Origin of the sequence: Escherichia sp. WS568 (assembly GCF_046486085.1) — a bacterium.
In the GTDB taxonomy this organism is placed as follows: domain Bacteria; phylum Pseudomonadota; class Gammaproteobacteria; order Enterobacterales; family Enterobacteriaceae; genus Escherichia; species Escherichia coli.
The window spans coordinates 283,050-299,047 of record NZ_JBJQMC010000003.1; the positions used below are offsets into that span (position 1 = coordinate 283,050).

At 52.1% G+C, this 15,998-nt stretch carries 16 protein-coding genes and 1 riboswitch; of the genes, 10 read left to right on the forward strand and 6 right to left on the reverse strand.

All coding sequences use genetic code 11. From position 1 onward, the window contains the following. Positions 1–29 precede the first annotated feature (29 nt). From ACJHWR_RS05520 to pgi, 5 genes are all read right to left on the reverse strand, one after another. A complete protein-coding gene (locus ACJHWR_RS05520; protein ID WP_000745769.1) occupies positions 30–2,126 on the reverse strand; it encodes a YjbH domain-containing protein in 2,097 nt (698 codons plus the stop codon). Further along, complete coding sequence (locus ACJHWR_RS05525) at positions 2,126–2,863, reverse strand: capsule biosynthesis GfcC family protein (protein WP_000595545.1); 738 nt, start codon at positions 2,861–2,863, stop codon at positions 2,126–2,128. Before ACJHWR_RS05525 ends, ACJHWR_RS05520 begins: the two co-directional genes overlap by 1 nt. Next, positions 2,860–3,498 (reverse strand): YjbF family lipoprotein, encoded by a 639-nt coding sequence (locus tag ACJHWR_RS05530; protein WP_012311973.1) that lies wholly within the window; start codon positions 3,496–3,498, stop codon positions 2,860–2,862. Before ACJHWR_RS05530 ends, ACJHWR_RS05525 begins: the two co-directional genes overlap by 4 nt. Positions 3,499–3,611: 113 nt before the next feature. Further along, complete coding sequence (gene yjbE, locus ACJHWR_RS05535) at positions 3,612–3,854, reverse strand: exopolysaccharide production protein YjbE (protein ID WP_000757333.1); 243 nt, start codon at positions 3,852–3,854, stop codon at positions 3,612–3,614. Positions 3,855–4,207: 353 nt separating this feature from the next. Next, a complete protein-coding gene (pgi, locus tag ACJHWR_RS05540) occupies positions 4,208–5,857 on the reverse strand; it encodes a glucose-6-phosphate isomerase (protein WP_000790015.1) in 1,650 nt (549 codons plus the stop codon). Between the two features lie 236 nt (positions 5,858–6,093). Beyond that, positions 6,094–6,290: riboswitch (Lysine riboswitch) on the forward strand. 91 nt (positions 6,291–6,381) lie between these two features. Between pgi and lysC the strand changes: the two genes are divergently transcribed. Continuing rightward, positions 6,382–7,731 carry a lysine-sensitive aspartokinase 3 gene (gene lysC / locus ACJHWR_RS05545; RefSeq protein ID WP_001290321.1) on the forward strand — a complete coding sequence of 450 codons (1,350 nt, stop codon included), beginning with the start codon at positions 6,382–6,384 and terminating at the stop codon, positions 7,729–7,731. A gap of 252 nt (positions 7,732–7,983) precedes the next feature. After that, positions 7,984–8,256: a DUF3811 domain-containing protein gene (locus tag ACJHWR_RS05550; protein ID WP_001207638.1), complete on the forward strand. Its 273-nt coding sequence runs from the start codon at positions 7,984–7,986 to the stop codon at positions 8,254–8,256. Here ACJHWR_RS05550 and rluF read toward each other — a convergent pair whose 3' ends face one another. Beyond that, positions 8,257–9,129, reverse strand: coding sequence for a 23S rRNA pseudouridine(2604) synthase RluF (rluF, locus tag ACJHWR_RS05555; protein WP_000936365.1), 873 nt, complete (start codon positions 9,127–9,129; stop codon positions 8,257–8,259). 347 nt (positions 9,130–9,476) lie between these two features. On the opposite strand from rluF, the gene ACJHWR_RS05560 reads away from it, so the two are divergent. The 8 genes from ACJHWR_RS05560 (at position 9,477) to ACJHWR_RS05595 (ending at position 15,995) form a co-directional block, all read left to right on the forward strand. Next, entirely contained in the window at positions 9,477–10,424 is a 948-nt protein-coding gene (locus ACJHWR_RS05560) for a sugar-binding transcriptional regulator (RefSeq protein WP_000431660.1), read from the forward strand. A gap of 69 nt (positions 10,425–10,493) precedes the next feature. Next, complete coding sequence (locus ACJHWR_RS05565) at positions 10,494–11,300, forward strand: SDR family oxidoreductase (protein ID WP_001195408.1); 807 nt, start codon at positions 10,494–10,496, stop codon at positions 11,298–11,300. A 9-nt stretch (positions 11,301–11,309) separates the two neighbouring features. Next, complete coding sequence (locus tag ACJHWR_RS05570; protein WP_000245623.1) at positions 11,310–11,717, forward strand: mannose/fructose/sorbose PTS transporter subunit IIA; 408 nt, start codon at positions 11,310–11,312, stop codon at positions 11,715–11,717. Next, complete coding sequence (locus tag ACJHWR_RS05575) at positions 11,717–12,211, forward strand: PTS system mannose/fructose/N-acetylgalactosamine-transporter subunit IIB (protein ID WP_001027853.1); 495 nt, start codon at positions 11,717–11,719, stop codon at positions 12,209–12,211. The genes ACJHWR_RS05570 and ACJHWR_RS05575 overlap by 1 nt, the downstream gene beginning before the upstream one ends. Positions 12,212–12,276: 65 nt before the next feature. Continuing rightward, on the forward strand, positions 12,277–13,074 hold the full coding sequence (locus ACJHWR_RS05580; RefSeq protein ID WP_000406332.1) for a PTS mannose/fructose/sorbose transporter subunit IIC: 798 nt from the start codon (positions 12,277–12,279) through the stop codon (positions 13,072–13,074). 10 nt (positions 13,075–13,084) lie between these two features. Next, on the forward strand, positions 13,085–13,909 hold the full coding sequence (locus ACJHWR_RS05585) for a PTS system mannose/fructose/sorbose family transporter subunit IID (RefSeq protein ID WP_000437897.1): 825 nt from the start codon (positions 13,085–13,087) through the stop codon (positions 13,907–13,909). Between the two features lie 51 nt (positions 13,910–13,960). Beyond that, the gene (sorE, locus tag ACJHWR_RS05590) at positions 13,961–15,190 is read left to right on the forward strand and encodes an L-sorbose 1-phosphate reductase (RefSeq protein WP_000858564.1); all 1,230 of its coding nucleotides are present in this window, start codon (positions 13,961–13,963) and stop codon (positions 15,188–15,190) included. Continuing rightward, positions 15,183–15,995: a shikimate 5-dehydrogenase gene (locus ACJHWR_RS05595; protein ID WP_000610343.1), complete on the forward strand. Its 813-nt coding sequence runs from the start codon at positions 15,183–15,185 to the stop codon at positions 15,993–15,995. The genes sorE and ACJHWR_RS05595 overlap by 8 nt, the downstream gene beginning before the upstream one ends. Positions 15,996–15,998: the final 3 nt, after the last annotated feature.

Here is a 15,998-nt window from a genome sequence, read left to right on the forward strand (position 1 = left end):
AGTGCGAAAACTGGCACCTTTCCCATGACTTAGCGGAAATTGACGCTACGGTCGCTGGTCATGTCATACAACTGGAACTTACGCCCAAGTTGCTGACCACCGTCACGCGTCAGCGGCGTCCAGCCAATTGCCGCACGACTGCGTGTTGGGCCAGACGAGAAGAGATCCAGCGGTACAGAGACATATACGCCTTTGGTGAAGTCCCCTTCGCCGTACTCCTCTTTCGAAACATTGGTGATCGTGGCATAGCCACCCACCACCACGCCGCTATCAAAGCGTTTGGCGATCTCCAGCGTGCCGCCTTTATCCCCTGCCAGATACTGCCCGATGCTGGCTTTCACTAACACATCCTGAGCGAAAGATGGCGTCCAGTAGGCGGTCAGATGTCCGGTTTTCACGCTGTAATCGGTGAATTTCATCATATCTTTTGCGCTACGCCAGTCGCGCTGTTTAACGTAGTTGGCATCCAGACCAAACGCCCAGTTGCTGTCCAGCGGGCGATACAACACTTCAGCCCCCACGCCGCCAAACATGGTTTCGAGATAACCTCCGTAGACCTGACCGTAGAAGCCGTTGCCCAGATGCTGGAAGTAGTTGGCTTGCAGGTTATTCACATAGACATCATTCTGCACATACTCGCGCACATGGGTACGAACGCGCGGTAAGTGCGAGTCCTGCGGTGGATTGGTGTAGTTAAACTTGTCGTAGTTGTTGGCAAGGTTAGCAAACAGGCTGCCGGTGGTGAGCAGATGCTCCGTCAGCCACAAATCCGCCGTTCCCATCACGCCCAGCTGATACATGTAAAAGTTTTCCGGGCCACCGACCGACTGGTTCAGCACCGGATCGATATGGAAATCAAAGCGTGATTTGTCAATATACCAGCCCTGCTCGGTGGACTTCGGAACCACTGGCTCGACGCGTTTTTGCGCCAGCTTCGTTTCGTGGCCCAACGGCTCTCCGGCGAGATGATTTTTCAGGCTGGCGACATCGGTTTCCGTCGTCACCTGCGGCATGTTAAGGCGATTTTCCGTAATGCGGATCGTTTTGATCCCATCCGGCAGATCGTTCATCACGATCCGATTAGCACGGATGATCCCTTCGCGCGAATCACGATATTTCACCTGCTCGCCGGTAACATACAGCGTATCGCCTTTCGCCTGGATCTGCGGATCGGCCAGTCCGGCGTTGTATTTCAACAGCGTTAACTGATTCGCCACCACCGAATGCTGCAAAATGGCATCCTGTGGCTGCGGTTGATATTGCGGGCGGGCGTTATCGTTATACGAAGGACGCAGATCGTTAAAGTTGGTGCGCAGCGTGACGCCAAACATAAAGGTGTTGCCACGTTCATAGCTAAGGTTAACGTCGGCCCAATCGGTAACGCGATAAATCGCCCCGACGTTAAACTTACTTTTTTGCTCCAGCTTCCCGGCAAAATCCTGCTGATAATTATTGCCTTCATACTCCAGTTTCAGGCGCAGCGGTTGCCAGGGCGTCTGGTATTCCACGCCGCCAAACAGTGAGGCCGGGCCGTGGAACATCTGGCTACCGTCGATAGATCCCGCCTGTTTATAGCTGTTATCGCGATAGCAATATTTATCACTGGCTGAACAGAGCGGATTTTTCACATTACCGCTGGTGCCCAGATATCCCCAGCCCAGGCCGAGCGTAAAATCGAACGGCCCCCAGGCTTTGCTGGCGACAAGATATTCCGCATCAAACAGCCCCGTACCGCCGATATCCCGCGCACCAACCGCCACTTGCGGCAGCCAATAACTCTCTTCCCACAAACGCAGTTTGAGATCGAAGGCTTTATCTTTATACGTTTGATCACCAGAGAACGCTTCGACGCTGCTGTACTGCCGGGTGCGCACGTCGGTGTAGCGCAGCGTTGTTTCCAGCCACGGGAAGAGTTGCACTGAAGCTGAGTAATAACGGTACTGATCGTTATCGCGATAGTTCAGGCTCAACTCCCCTTCCCGCGCCATGCGCGCGGTGGGCGTTTGTAATAATCCTACGCCACCGAAATCCGACTGCGACGGACCAATGGGCGCAGGATATGTTTCGCCGTAGCAAGCTGTGCTAATGCCCAGCGCCAGTAAGCTAAGCAGATGTCTTTTTTTCATTATTGAGGTATCCGCTGCGTCAGAGTCTGAAGAATGTCGGCGTTAAGGGCATCAGACGTCTCACTCCAGACGGAGTCCGCGAGGCCAACATAAATAATGCTGCCGGGCATCGGCTCTACGTGACGCTTGTTCCAGTAAGCCACCGGCGCTTTTTGCGTGCGTCCGTCCGGGTAAACCACCCACGCGTAGCTGCGATCCGCACCGCTAAGCAGGTTCTGCCCGGAGAGATAGCTCGCCACGTCGCGACCTGGAGTGAATGGCTGCTTGCCAGGACGGCTTATAAGCCCGAATAACGTGACCGTGGACGGCGGTGGTCCGACCCACAGCGTGTAGTTGCCCTGCAACGGCGGGTTACCGCGTTCGGCAACGCGGACGATATCAGGATCAAGATTGATTTTTTGCCTGCCCGTCACTTTCAACGCCTGAATTTGCTGGCGTAAGGCGTTAATTGCGGCGGCATCGTCGGCGCTGGAATCTGCAGCCAGTTCTGCCAGCCGTGTCAGCAACGCCTGCTGCTGACGCAATGCTGCCGCCGTGGCCAGCTCTTCGCTAATCACCGCACCAGGCCACCAGCTGTTTGCCAGCTGCGGTTGGCCTACCAGATCGATTAAATGCTCTGCGCCCGTCAGCGTTTTAGCCTCACTGCTGCCATTGCTGAACACCTTGACGGTTCCCGCCGCGAAGACTGATGACGCCCCCGCACTCAAAAGCAACGCGACAATAGTTTGTTTAATCATTGTTTTGCCGCCTTGATGAGGGTGGTTTTCACCGGGAAATAATCCGCGCCGAGATACTGTTCCGACTGGCGAATTTGCCCTTCGCTGTCGATCCAGTAGCGGTTATGCCAGCGCGCCTGGTCGGTGGAGACTTCTTCGTCCAGCATGCGAACCGGGGTTTCATCGCTGCCGACCTTGACGGTATCGGTGCCATCCCATTTGAAGACTGAGCGTGCGGTGGCGTAGCGTACCTGCTGGTACTCGGTCCAGCCCATCGTGCGCGTCCAGGTTGCACCATCAACAATTTGTGCGGGTTTAATCAGCGGGTCGGCAGCAAGGTTATTCACTTCAATCAGGTTGTCGCCGCCAAGCAAAGTCTTCACCAGACGACCATGTTGTGTGACAAGGGTGGCCTGATCCTGAGTGACCCATTTTTGTTGTCCGTCTTCAGCGAAGGCCAGCACCACAAATAACTGCGGCCCGCCATTAAGCTGCATGTACTGGCTGGCGTAGGGCATATTTTGAATATCATCGTCCGTCAGTTGTACGCCTGGCGTACCGAACAGACTGTCCCACAGTGAATTGCCCAGCTCTTTAGTCGTGGCTGAACAGGCCTGTAATAGCAGGCAGATAAGAATGAGTGCAGGTCGCTTCACGACTCTTCTCCAGAGGGGCAGAATAACCACACCGGAGTGTGGTTATGGTAAATCCCTTCATACTTCAAGCCACAGATGCGATGACTCGAATTATTTTGGGGATACATACTTTATTACTGGGTACTGGTGGTCGTGGTTGTGGTGGTCCCGGTATTAGAACCATCACCGCCACCGGTTGCCGCGAGCGCGACACCCACCGCCGAGCTTACGGTGCTGACGCTGGTCGCGGAGGAACTCCCCGCCGAAACCGACGTTGCTGCCGACCCTGCCGCTTCGCCCACCTGTACAGGTGCAGCCCACGCAGAAGTCGCCGCAAGCGCAGATATGGCAAAAATGCCATACAGAACTTTTTTCATAACAATTTCCCTTCATTGAATGAATGGAGATTTACCCAAAAACATTTCGGGCGGGATCGAGTATACACAACTAAAGCATGCGAATTACGGCGCGGGTAATTAGTGATGGGGTTTTAGGATAATTGGAATGAATATCAAATATAAGCTTCAGATTATATATAAATAACACTAAAAATCATAAGCTTAAAATAAAAATAAAAGTAATTAATCTGCGTATTTTCCGAAATCAATCACGATTAAAAATCTATTTTAGGATTAACCTCACGGTATGATTTCCGTTAAATCACAGACAAGGGGATTTATCTGATAAAAAATGCCGACATAACGTCGGCATTTTTATTAGGGTTATTTAATTAACCGCGCCACGCTTTATAGCGGTTAATCAGACCATTGGTCGAGCTATCGTGGCTGCTGATTTCTTTGTCATCTTTCAGCTCTGGCAGAATACGGTTCGCCAGTTGTTTACCCAGCTCCACGCCCCACTGGTCGAAGGTGAAGATGTTCAGGATCACGCCCTGAGTAAAGATTTTGTGCTCATACAGCGCAATCAACGCACCCAGGCTGAACGGAGTGATTTCACGCAGCAGGATGGAGTTGGTCGGGCGGTTACCTTCGAACACTTTGAACGGCACCACGTAGTCAAGCGTTGCCGGATCTTTACCCTGATCGCGATATTCCTGCTCAACCACTTCGCGGGATTTACCAAACGCCAGCGCTTCGGTCTGAGCGAAGAAGTTAGACAGCAGTTTCTGGTGATGATCAGAGAGCGGGTTATGGGTGATAGCCGGAGCGATGAAATCGCACGGTACCATTTTGGTTCCCTGGTGGATCAGCTGGTAGAACGCGTGCTGACCGTTAGTACCTGGTTCACCCCAGATAATCGGGCCAGTCTGGTAATCCACAACGTTACCGTTACGGTCAACATACTTACCGTTGGACTCCATATTGCCCTGCTGGAAGTACGCCGCGAAACGGTGCATATACTGGTCATACGGCAGAATCGCTTCAGTTTCCGCACCAAAGAAATTGTTGTACCAGATGCCAATCAGCGCCAGCAAGACAGGCAGGTTTTTCTCGGCAGGCGTGGTGGAGAAATGCTTGTCCATCGCGTGTGCGCCAGAAAGCAGTTCAACGAAGTTATCAAAGCCGATGGAGAGAACAATCGACAGGCCAATCGCTGACCACAAAGAGTAACGACCGCCGACCCAGTCCCAGAATTCGAACATGTTGGCAGTATCAATACCAAACTCGCCAACGGCTTTGGCATTGGTGGAAAGCGCCGCAAAGTGTTTCGCAACGTGTTTCTCATCACCTGCCGCTTTCAGGAACCAGTCACGCGCGCTATGGGCGTTGGTCATGGTTTCCTGAGTGGTGAAGGTTTTAGATGCTACCAGGAACAGCGTGGTTTCCGGGTTTACTTTTTTCAGCACTTCCGCGATGTGAGTCCCATCGACGTTAGAAACAAAGTGCATGTTCAGGTGGTTTTTGTACGGACGCAGTGCTTCGGTCACCATGTACGGGCCGAGGTCAGAACCACCGATCCCGATGTTCACTACGTCAGTGATTGCTTTGCCGGTATAGCCTTTCCACTCACCGGAAATAATCGCTTCCGAGAAGGTTTTCATCTTCTCCAGCACCGCGTTGACTTCCGGCATAACATCTTTGCCATCAACCAGAATCGGGGTATTGCTACGGTTACGCAGCGCTACGTGCAGTACGGCGCGGTTTTCAGTGCGGTTGATCTTCTCGCCAGAGAACATCGACTTAATCGCGCCCGCCAGATCGCACTCTTTCGCCAGATCTTGTAATTTCGCCAGCGTCTCTTCAGTGATGCGGTTTTTGGAGTAATCCACCAGCATCTGATCGTCGAAGGTTACGGAGAACTTAGAAAAACGATCGCCGTCTTTAGCAAAAAGATCGGCGATCGTAACGTCTTTCATTTCATCGAAGTGTTTCTGTAGTGCCTGCCAGGCAGCGGTCTGCGTTGGATTGATGTTTTTCATTAGCAATACTCTTCTGATTTTGAGAATTGTGACTTTGGAAGATTGTAGCGCCAGTCACAGAAAAATGTGATGGTTTTAGTGCCGTTAGCGTAATGTTGAGTGTAAACCCTTAGCGCAGTGAAGCATTTATTAGCTGAACTACTGACCGCCAGGAGTGGATGAAAAATCCGCATGACCCCATCGTTGACAACCGCCCCGCTCACCCTTTATTTATAAATGTACTACCTGCGCTAGCGCAGGCCAGAAGAGGCGCGTTGCCCAAGTAACGGTGTTGGAGGAGCCAGTCCTGTGATAACACCTGAGGGGGTGCATCGCCGAGGTGATTGAACGGCTGGCCACGTTCATCATCGGCTACAGGGGCTGAATCCCCTGGGTTGTCACCAGAAGCGTTCGCAGTCGGGCGTTTCGCAAGTGGTGGAGCACTTCTGGGTGAAAATAGTAGCGAAGTATCGCTCTGCGCCCACCCGTCTTCCGCTCTTCCCTTGTGCCAAGGCTGAAAATGGATCCCCTGACACGAGGTAGTTATGTCTGAAATTGTTGTCTCCAAATTTGGCGGTACCAGCGTAGCTGATTTTGACGCCATGAACCGCAGCGCTGATATTGTGCTTTCTGATGCCAACGTACGTTTAGTTGTCCTCTCGGCTTCTGCTGGTATCACTAATCTGCTGGTCGCTTTAGCTGAAGGACTGGAACCTGGCGAGCGATTCGAAAAACTCGACGCAATCCGCAATATCCAGTTTGCCATTCTGGAACGTCTGCGTTACCCGAACGTTATCCGTGAAGAGATTGAACGTCTGCTGGAGAATATTACTGTTCTGGCAGAAGCGGCGGCGCTGGCAACGTCTCCGGCCCTGACAGATGAACTGGTCAGCCACGGCGAGCTGATGTCGACCCTGCTGTTTGTCGAAATCCTGCGCGAACGCGATGTTCAGGCACAGTGGTTTGATGTACGTAAAGTGATGCGTACCAACGACCGATTTGGTCGTGCAGAGCCAGATGTAGCCGCGCTGGCGGAACTGGCCGCGCTGCAGCTGCTCCCACGCCTCAATGAAGGCTTAGTGATCACCCAGGGATTTATCGGTAGCGAAAATAAAGGTCGGACAACGACGCTTGGCCGTGGAGGCAGCGATTATACGGCAGCCTTGCTGGCGGAGGCTTTACACGCATCTCGTGTTGATATCTGGACCGACGTCCCGGGCATCTACACCACCGATCCACGCGTGGTTTCCGCAGCAAAACGCATTGATGAAATCGCGTTTGCCGAAGCGGCAGAGATGGCAACTTTTGGTGCAAAAGTACTGCATCCGGCAACGTTGCTACCCGCAGTACGCAGCGATATCCCGGTCTTTGTCGGCTCCAGCAAAGACCCACGCGCAGGTGGTACGCTGGTGTGCAATAAAACTGAAAATCCGCCGCTGTTCCGCGCGCTGGCGCTTCGTCGCAATCAGACTCTGCTCACTTTGCACAGCCTGAATATGCTGCATTCTCGCGGTTTCCTCGCGGAAGTTTTCGGCATCCTCGCGCGGCATAATATTTCGGTAGACTTAATCACCACGTCAGAAGTGAGCGTGGCATTAACCCTTGATACCACCGGTTCAACCTCCACTGGCGATACGTTGCTGACGCAATCCCTGCTGATGGAGCTTTCCGCACTGTGCCGGGTGGAAGTGGAAGAGGGGCTGGCGCTGGTCGCGTTGATTGGCAATGACCTGTCAAAAGCCTGCGGCGTTGGCAAAGAGGTATTCGGCGTACTGGAACCGTTCAACATTCGCATGATTTGTTACGGCGCATCCAGCCATAACCTGTGCTTCCTGGTGCCCGGCGAAGATGCCGAGCAGGTGGTGCAGAAGCTGCATTTTAATTTATTTGAGTAAATACTGTATGGCCTGGAAGCTATATTTCGGGCCGTATTGATTTTCCTGTCACTATGCTTATCAATAAACGAGCCTGTACTCTGTTAACCAACGTCTTTATCGGAGAATAATTGCCTTTAATTTTTTTATCTGCATCTCTAATTAATTATCGAAAGAGATAAATAGTTAAGAGAAGGCAAAATGAATATTATCAGTTCTGCTCGCAAACGAATTCCCGTACACTGAACTCTCTGGCTCACTGAGGGCACCATCATGGCACTCCCCCGTATTACCCAAAAAGAGATGACTGAACGCGAGCAGCGTGAACTTAAAACACTGCTGGATCGGGCGCGGATTGCGCATGGTCGCGTACTGACCAACTCCGAAACCAACAGCATTAAGAAAGAGTACATCGATAAATTAATGGTCGAGCGTGAGGCTGAAGCGAAAAAAGCCCGCCAGTTAAAGAAAAAGCAGGCTTATAAACCGGATCCTGAGGCGTCATTTAGCTGGTCAGCAAATACGTCGACGCGCGGCAGGCGCTGATTAACGTCCCTTCTTTTTTCGCCCCGGCGAGGTAAAACGCTTACCGTTGGACGCCGGGCGACCGCCTTTTTCCGCCGTTTTTTCCATCTTGACGACTGGACGTTTGATGCCTACCGTTTTCGGCTTGGCCTTCGCTTTAGGTTTTGCCTCGGAAGAGGAATTTTCGATGAGCTTAAAGAGGTCGATTAACTCATCGTCGGTTAAATCGCGCCACTCACCCAGCGGAATGCCGCTTAAACTGACGTTCATAATGCGCGTACGTTCCAGCTTTTTCACTTCGTAACCAAAGTGCTCGCACATGCGACGGATCTGACGGTTCAGCCCCTGCACCAGGGTAATGCGGAAGACAAACGGCGCTTCTTTTTTGACTTTGCACTTTTTCGTCACCGTCCCGAGGATCGGTACTCCCGCCCCCATACCACGAATAAATTCATCGGTAATCGGTTTATCAACCGTCACCAGATACTCTTTCTCATGATCGTTACCCGCACGGAGGATCTTATTCACCAGATCGCCGTGATTGGTGAGGAAAATCAGCCCCTGGGAATCTTTATCCAGGCGGCCAATCGGGAACACGCGTTTGCTGTGGTTAACGAAATCGACAATGTTATCGCGCTCGCCATCTTCGGTGGTGCTGACAATACCGACGGGCTTGTTCAGGGCGATAAGTACCAAATCTTCGGCTTCCCGAGGCTCAATCAACTGACCGTTTACTTTCACAACGTCGCCGGGTTTCACCTGATCGCCAATGGTGGCTCGCTTGCCATTAAGGAACACATTGCCTTGCTCGATATAGCGATCCGCTTCGCGGCGTGAGCAAATTCCGCTTTCGCTGATGTATTTATTTAAACGGACTGATGAGTCGGGCAGCATAAATTCTCCTGTAAAACGCGGAATATACCGTACCTCTTAGCGGGGAAAAACAGGGTTATGCGGCAACGTCGAAATTAAATGTGATCTGCCACGCCTTTTATCACAAAAGTGTCTCCGGAAGTACGATGCAAATTCGCCTGGCAAAATAAGGATAATCAACATATTACGAATCGCTGCACACCTGTGCTGATGACTACTACGCAGAGAAACAAATGTGCAAGAGAAAGCGCTATTTCTCCCCATGCAAAGAGTGAAAAATCGCTTTGAAAGGCCATCATGATGGGGTTATATCAGATCAAGCGGTGAGAAAGCGTATTTGCACAAATGTGCAGAACCAGGAGGCGGCAATGGAAAACAGTGACGATATCCGTTTGATTGTGAAGATTGCCCAACTCTATTACGAACAGGATATGACGCAGGCGCAAATCGCGCGCGAACTGGGTATTTACCGCACCACCATCAGCCGCTTGCTTAAACGAGGCCGCGATCAGGGAATTGTCACCATCGCCATCAACTATGACTACAACGAAAATCTCTGGCTGGAGCAGCAACTGAAGCAAAAGTTTGGCCTGAAAGACGTTGTGGTGGTGTCGGGAAATGATGAGGATGAAGAGACTCAACTGGCGATGATGGGGTTACACGGCGCGCAACTGCTGGATCGCTTGCTGGAACCTGGCGATATTGTCGGTTTTTCCTGGGGCCGCGCGGTGAGCGCACTGGTTGAAAACTTGCCGCAGGCGGGGCAATCGCGGCAGTTAATTTGCGTGCCGATTATTGGCGGCCCGTCCGGTAAACTCGAAAGCCGCTATCACGTAAACACATTAACCTACAGCGCGGCAGCGAAGCTGAAAGGGGAATCGCATCTCGCGGATTTTCCGGCTCTGCTGGATAACCCATTAATTCGTAATGGGATCATGCAGTCTCAGCACTTTAAAACCATCTCTGCCTACTGGGATAATCTGGATGTCGCCCTGGTGGGAATTGGCTCACCGGCCATTCGCGACGGCGCTAACTGGCATGCGTTTTATGGTGGTGAAGAGAGTGACGACCTGAATGCCCGCCAGGTTGCTGGCGATATTTGCTCGCGCTTTTTTGATATTCACGGCGCAATGGTTGAAACGAATATGAGCGAAAAAACACTCTCTATCGAAATGAATAAATTAAAGCAGGCACGGTATTCCATTGGCATTGCCATGAGCGAAGAAAAATACAGCGGAATTGTTGGTGCACTGCGTGGAAAATATATTAATTGTCTGGTAACGAATAGCAGCACAGCTGAACTATTACTGAAATAAAAATCTTCCCGATGTTTACCGTAATAAAAATTACGGCGGGTCCCTATTATCTAAAATCAGGAGTCTGTTATGCAAACGTGGTTAAATTTGCAGGATAAAATCATTATTGTCACCGGCGGCGCATCCGGTATTGGTCTGGCGATTGTGGATGAATTATTAGCACAAGGCGCGAATGTACAGATGGTCGATATTCACGGTGGCGATGGTCAATATGAAAACCATAAAGGTTATCAGTTCTGGCCGACCGATATTTCCAGCGCCAAAGAGGTAAATCATACGGTAGCAGAAATTATCCAGCGTTTTGGTCGCATCGACGGTCTGGTCAATAACGCCGGGGTCAATTTCCCGCGTCTGCTGGTCGATGAGAAAGCGCCTGCCGGGCAGTATGAACTCAACGAAGCGGCATTCGAAAAAATGGTCAATATCAACCAGAAAGGCGTTTTTCTGATGTCGCAGGCGGTGGCGCGACAGATGGTCAAACAACATGATGGCGTGATTGTGAATGTTTCCTCAGAAAGTGGGCTGGAAGGCTCAGAAGGCCAAAGCTGTTACGCCGCGACCAAAGCCGCGCTCAATAGCTTCACGCGCTCCTGGTCGAAAGAGCTGGGTAAGCACGGTATCCGTGTGGTCGGTATCGCGCCGGGGATTCTGGAAAAAACAGGACTGCGTACGCCGGAATATGAAGAAGCGCTGGCGTGGACGCGCAATATCACCGTCGAGCAGCTGCGTGAAGGCTATACCAAAAACGCCATTCCTATTGGGCGCGCCGGAAGATTAGCAGAAGTGGCTGATTTTGTTTGTTATCTGCTGTCTGAACGCGCCAGCTATATCACCGGAGTAACCACTAACATTGCGGGCGGCAAAACGCGCGGCTAAGGAGGCTTTATGGTCAATGCCATTTTTTGCGCCCACGGCAAATTAGCCTGCGCCATGCTGGAATCGGTTCAGATGGTGTACGGCGATGCCAGGGTCGAGGCCGTTGAATTTGTGCCCGGCGAGAACGCCGGAGACATTGTGGCAAAGCTGGAGAAGTTAGTGAGCATTCACAATCATGACGAGTGGCTAATCGCCGTGGATTTACAGTGCGGCAGCCCGTGGAATGCGGCAGCGATGCTTGCGATGCGCAATCCTCGTCTGCGGGTAATCAGCGGCCTTTCTCTGCCGCTGGCGCTCGAACTGGTTGATAACCAGGACAGCATGAATATTGATGAACTGTGTGAACACCTGACGCAAATCGCAAAGCAAATCTGCGTCGTCTGGAGACAGGTGGCAACAGCGGAGGAGGATTTCTGATGAACATTACGCTCGCCCGCATTGATGACCGCCTGATCCACGGCCAGGTCACTACCGTCTGGTCTAAGGTGGCTAACGCCCAACGCATTATTATCTGCAATGACGAAGTTTATAACGATGAAGTTCGCCGGACATTATTGCGTCAGGCTGCGCCACCGGGAATGAAGGTTAACGTGGTCAATATTGAAAAAGCCGTCGCGGTTTATCACAACCCGCAATATCAGGACGAAACCGTTTTTTATCTTTTCACTCGCCCACAAGATGCCTTAGCAATGGTTCGCCAGGGGGTAAAAATAGGTACCCTGAATATTGGCGGTATGGCCTGGCGTCCTGGTAAGAAACAGTTAACCAAAGCAGTTTCATTAGATGACGATGATATTAACGCATTTCATGAGTTAAATAATCTTGGCGTCATACTGGATTTACGCGTCGTAGCGTCAGATCCCTCAATCAATATTATCGACAAAATAAACGAACAGTTAATCGCAAATTAAATAATAGCGCCTGTGTACATATGCTTTAACAGGCAGGGATGACGACACTTAAAAGGTGACAAATCATGGAAATAAGTACCCTACAAATTATTGCTATATTTCTTTTTTCCTGTATTGCCGGAATGGGCAGCGTGCTGGATGAATTTCAGACTCATCGTCCGTTAATTGCCTGTACGGTGATTGGTTTAATTCTCGGTGATTTAAAAACCGGAATTATGCTCGGTGGTACGCTGGAATTGATAGCTCTCGGCTGGATGAACGTCGGCGCGGCGCAATCTCCGGATTCTGCACTCGCCAGCATAATCTCCGCCATTCTGGTTATCGTTGGTCAGCAAAGCATCGCCACCGGAATCGCCATCGCGTTGCCTGTGGCTGCGGCAGGCCAGGTGCTGACGGTGTTTGCCCGTACCATCACAGTAGTGTTCCAGCACGCGGCGGATAAAGCAGCAGAAGAGGCGCGGTTTCGCACTCTCGATATTCTGCATGTCTCCGCGCTTGGCGTGCAGGCGCTGCGCGTTGCTATTCCGGCACTGATTGTCTCGCTGTTCGTCAGCGCCGATATGGTGAGCAATATGCTGAGCGCCATTCCCGAATTTGTGACCCGTGGACTGCAGATTGCTGGCGGTTTTATCGTGGTGGTCGGTTACGCCATGGTGCTTCGCATGATGGGCGTGAAATATTTGATGCCTTTCTTTTTCCTCGGTTTCCTCGCAGGTGGCTACCTCGATCTCAGTCTGCTGGCGTTCGGTGGCGTCGGCGTGATCATGGCCCTGCTCTACATCCAGTTAAATCCACAGTGGCGTAAAGCTGAACCACATCCCCAGACCACCACTATCACCGCCCTTGACCAACTTGATGATTAACGGAGCCATCATGGAACAGAGAAAAATTACACGCAGCGATCTGGTGAGCATGTTTCTGCGCTCCAACCTGCAACAGGCATCCTTTAACTTTGAACGTATTCACGGGCTGGGTTTTTGCTACGACATGATCCCCGCCATCAAACGACTTTACCCATTAAAAGAGGATCAGGTTGCGGCGCTCAGGCGACACCTAGTGTTCTTCAATACCACGCCAGCCGTATGTGGCCCGGTCATCGGCGTCACTGCCGCCATGGAAGAGGCGCGAGCCAACGGCGCGGAAATTGATGACGGTACCATTAACGGCATCAAAGTCGGCCTGATGGGACCGTTGGCAGGTGTTGGCGATCCACTGGTCTGGGGAACGCTGCGCCCGATTACCGCCGCGCTCGGCGCATCTCTGGCACTTTCGGGCAACATTCTCGGCCCCCTGCTGTTCTTCTTTATTTTCAATGCAGTACGTCTGGCAATGAAATGGTATGGGCTGCAACTGGGCTTTCGTAAAGGGGTGAATATCGTCAGCGATATGGGCGGTAATTTGCTGCAAAAACTGACCGAAGGCGCGTCGATTCTCGGGCTGTTTGTAATGGGCGTACTGGTGACCAAATGGACATCGATCAACGTGCCGTTAGTGGTTTCACAAACGCCTGCCGCCGATGGTGCCACCGTCACTATGACCGTACAGAACATTCTCGACCAGCTTTGCCCTGGATTGCTGGCGCTCGGTTTGACGCTGCTGATGGTACGTCTGCTCAACAAAAAAATTAACCCGGTATGGCTGATTTTCGCCCTGTTTGGTTTAGGGATTATCGGTAATGCGCTGGGCTTCCTGTCCTGATTCTTCGCCCCGGCACGACTGCCGGGGTCATCGCTCAACATGAGGTGGTTTATGAAAACAACAGCTCTGCGTCTTTATGGCAAACGTGACCTGCGTCTGGAAACCTTTGACCTTCCTGAAATGCAGGAGGATGAAATCCTCGCGACGGTGGTCACTGACAGCCTGTGCCTCTCTTCCTGGAAAGAGGCCAATCTGGGGGAAAACCATAAAAAAGTACCCGACGATGTGGCGACCAATCCCATCATCATCGGCCACGAATTTTGCGGCGATATTCTGGCCGTGGGTAAAAAGTGGCAGCACAAATTCCAGCCGGGTCAGCGTTATGTGATTCAGGCCAACCTGCAACTCCCCGACCGCCCGGACTGCCCCGGCTACTCCTTCCCGTGGGTAGGCGGCGAAGCGACGCATGTGGTTATTCCCAACGAGGTCATGGAACAAGATTGCCTGCTGGCATACGACGGCGAAACCTATTTTGAAGGCTCGCTGGTTGAACCGCTTTCCTGCGTGATTGGCGCGTTCAACGCCAACTATCATCTTCAGGAAGGTAGTTATAACCACACGATGGGGATTCGCCCGCAAGGGCGCACGCTGATCCTCGGCGGCACCGGACCAATGGGACTGTTGGCGATTGATTATGCGCTGCATGGACCCGTTAACCCGTCGCTGCTCGTTATTACCGATACCGACAACGACAAATTGAGTTATGCGCGCAAGCACTATCCATCAGAACCGCAAACACTGATTCATTATCTCAATGCCACCGATGCAGCATTTGATACGTTAATGGCGCTGAGTGGCGGTCACGGCTTCGATGATATTTTCGTCTTTGTGCCTAATGAAGGACTGGTGACTCTCGCCTCTTCCTTGCTGGCGACAGATGGTTGCCTGAATTTCTTCGCCGGACCGCAGGATAAACATTTCAGCGCGCCAATTAATTTCTACGATGTGCATTATGCATTTACCCACTACGTGGGCACGTCAGGCGGCAATACCGACGACATGCGCGCGGCGGTCAAACTGATCGAAGAGAAAAAAGTGCAGGCCGCAAAAGTGGTAACACATATTCTTGGGCTGAATGCCGCGGGCGAAACCACGCTTGAATTGCCTGCCGTCGGCGGCGGGAAAAAACTGGTGTATACCGGGAAATATCTGCCGCTGACATCACTCACGCAGATTCAGGATGAAGAACTGGCGGCGATTCTGGCGCGTCATCAGGGAGTCTGGTCCGGCGAGGCGGAGCAGTACCTGCTCGCCCATGCAGAGGCGATTTCCCATGATTAATCGCGATACTCAACTCTGCATGTCGCTGGCCGGCCGCCCCGGTAACTTCGGCACGCGTTTTCACAATTATCTTTATGAAAAGCTGGGGCTGAATTTCATCTATAAAGCGTTCACCACCCAGGATATTGCAGCGGCGGTGAAAGGGATTCGCGCGTTGGGTATTCGCGGTTGCGCTGTGTCGATGCCGTTTAAAGAAAGCTGCATGCCTTTTCTCGACGCGATCGATCCGTCGGCGAAGGTCATTGATTCCGTGAATACCATCGTGAATGACGACGGCAGGCTGACCGGGTTTAACACCGACTATATCGCGGTGAAAAGCCTGATTACCCACCACCAGCTCAATACCACCACGCGAGTGATGATTCGCGGCAGTGGCGGCATGGGCAAAGCGGTGATTGCCGCCTTTCGCGACGCGGGGTTTACGGATGTTATCATTGCCGCCCGCAACCGCGAGAGCGGCCCGGCGCTGGCGAAGCAGTATGGGTTTCAGTGGCAACCGCAGCCGGAAGGCATCGCCTGCGACATTCTGGTCAACGTGACGCCCGTTGGCATGAGCGGCGGTAAAGAGAGCCATGAGCTGGCCTTCAGCGAAGCGATGGTCTCAACGGCAAGCGTCGTTTTTGATGTCGTGGCCTTGCCGCCGGAAACGCCGCTCATTCGCCTGGCGCAACGGCTTGATAAGCAGACGATTAGCGGTGCGGAGGTGATTGCTTTACAGGCCGTCGAGCAGTTCGCAATGTATACCGGCGTACGGCCTGATGCGCAACTGATTGCTGAGGCGGCACAATTTGCACGAGAAGGATAAGAA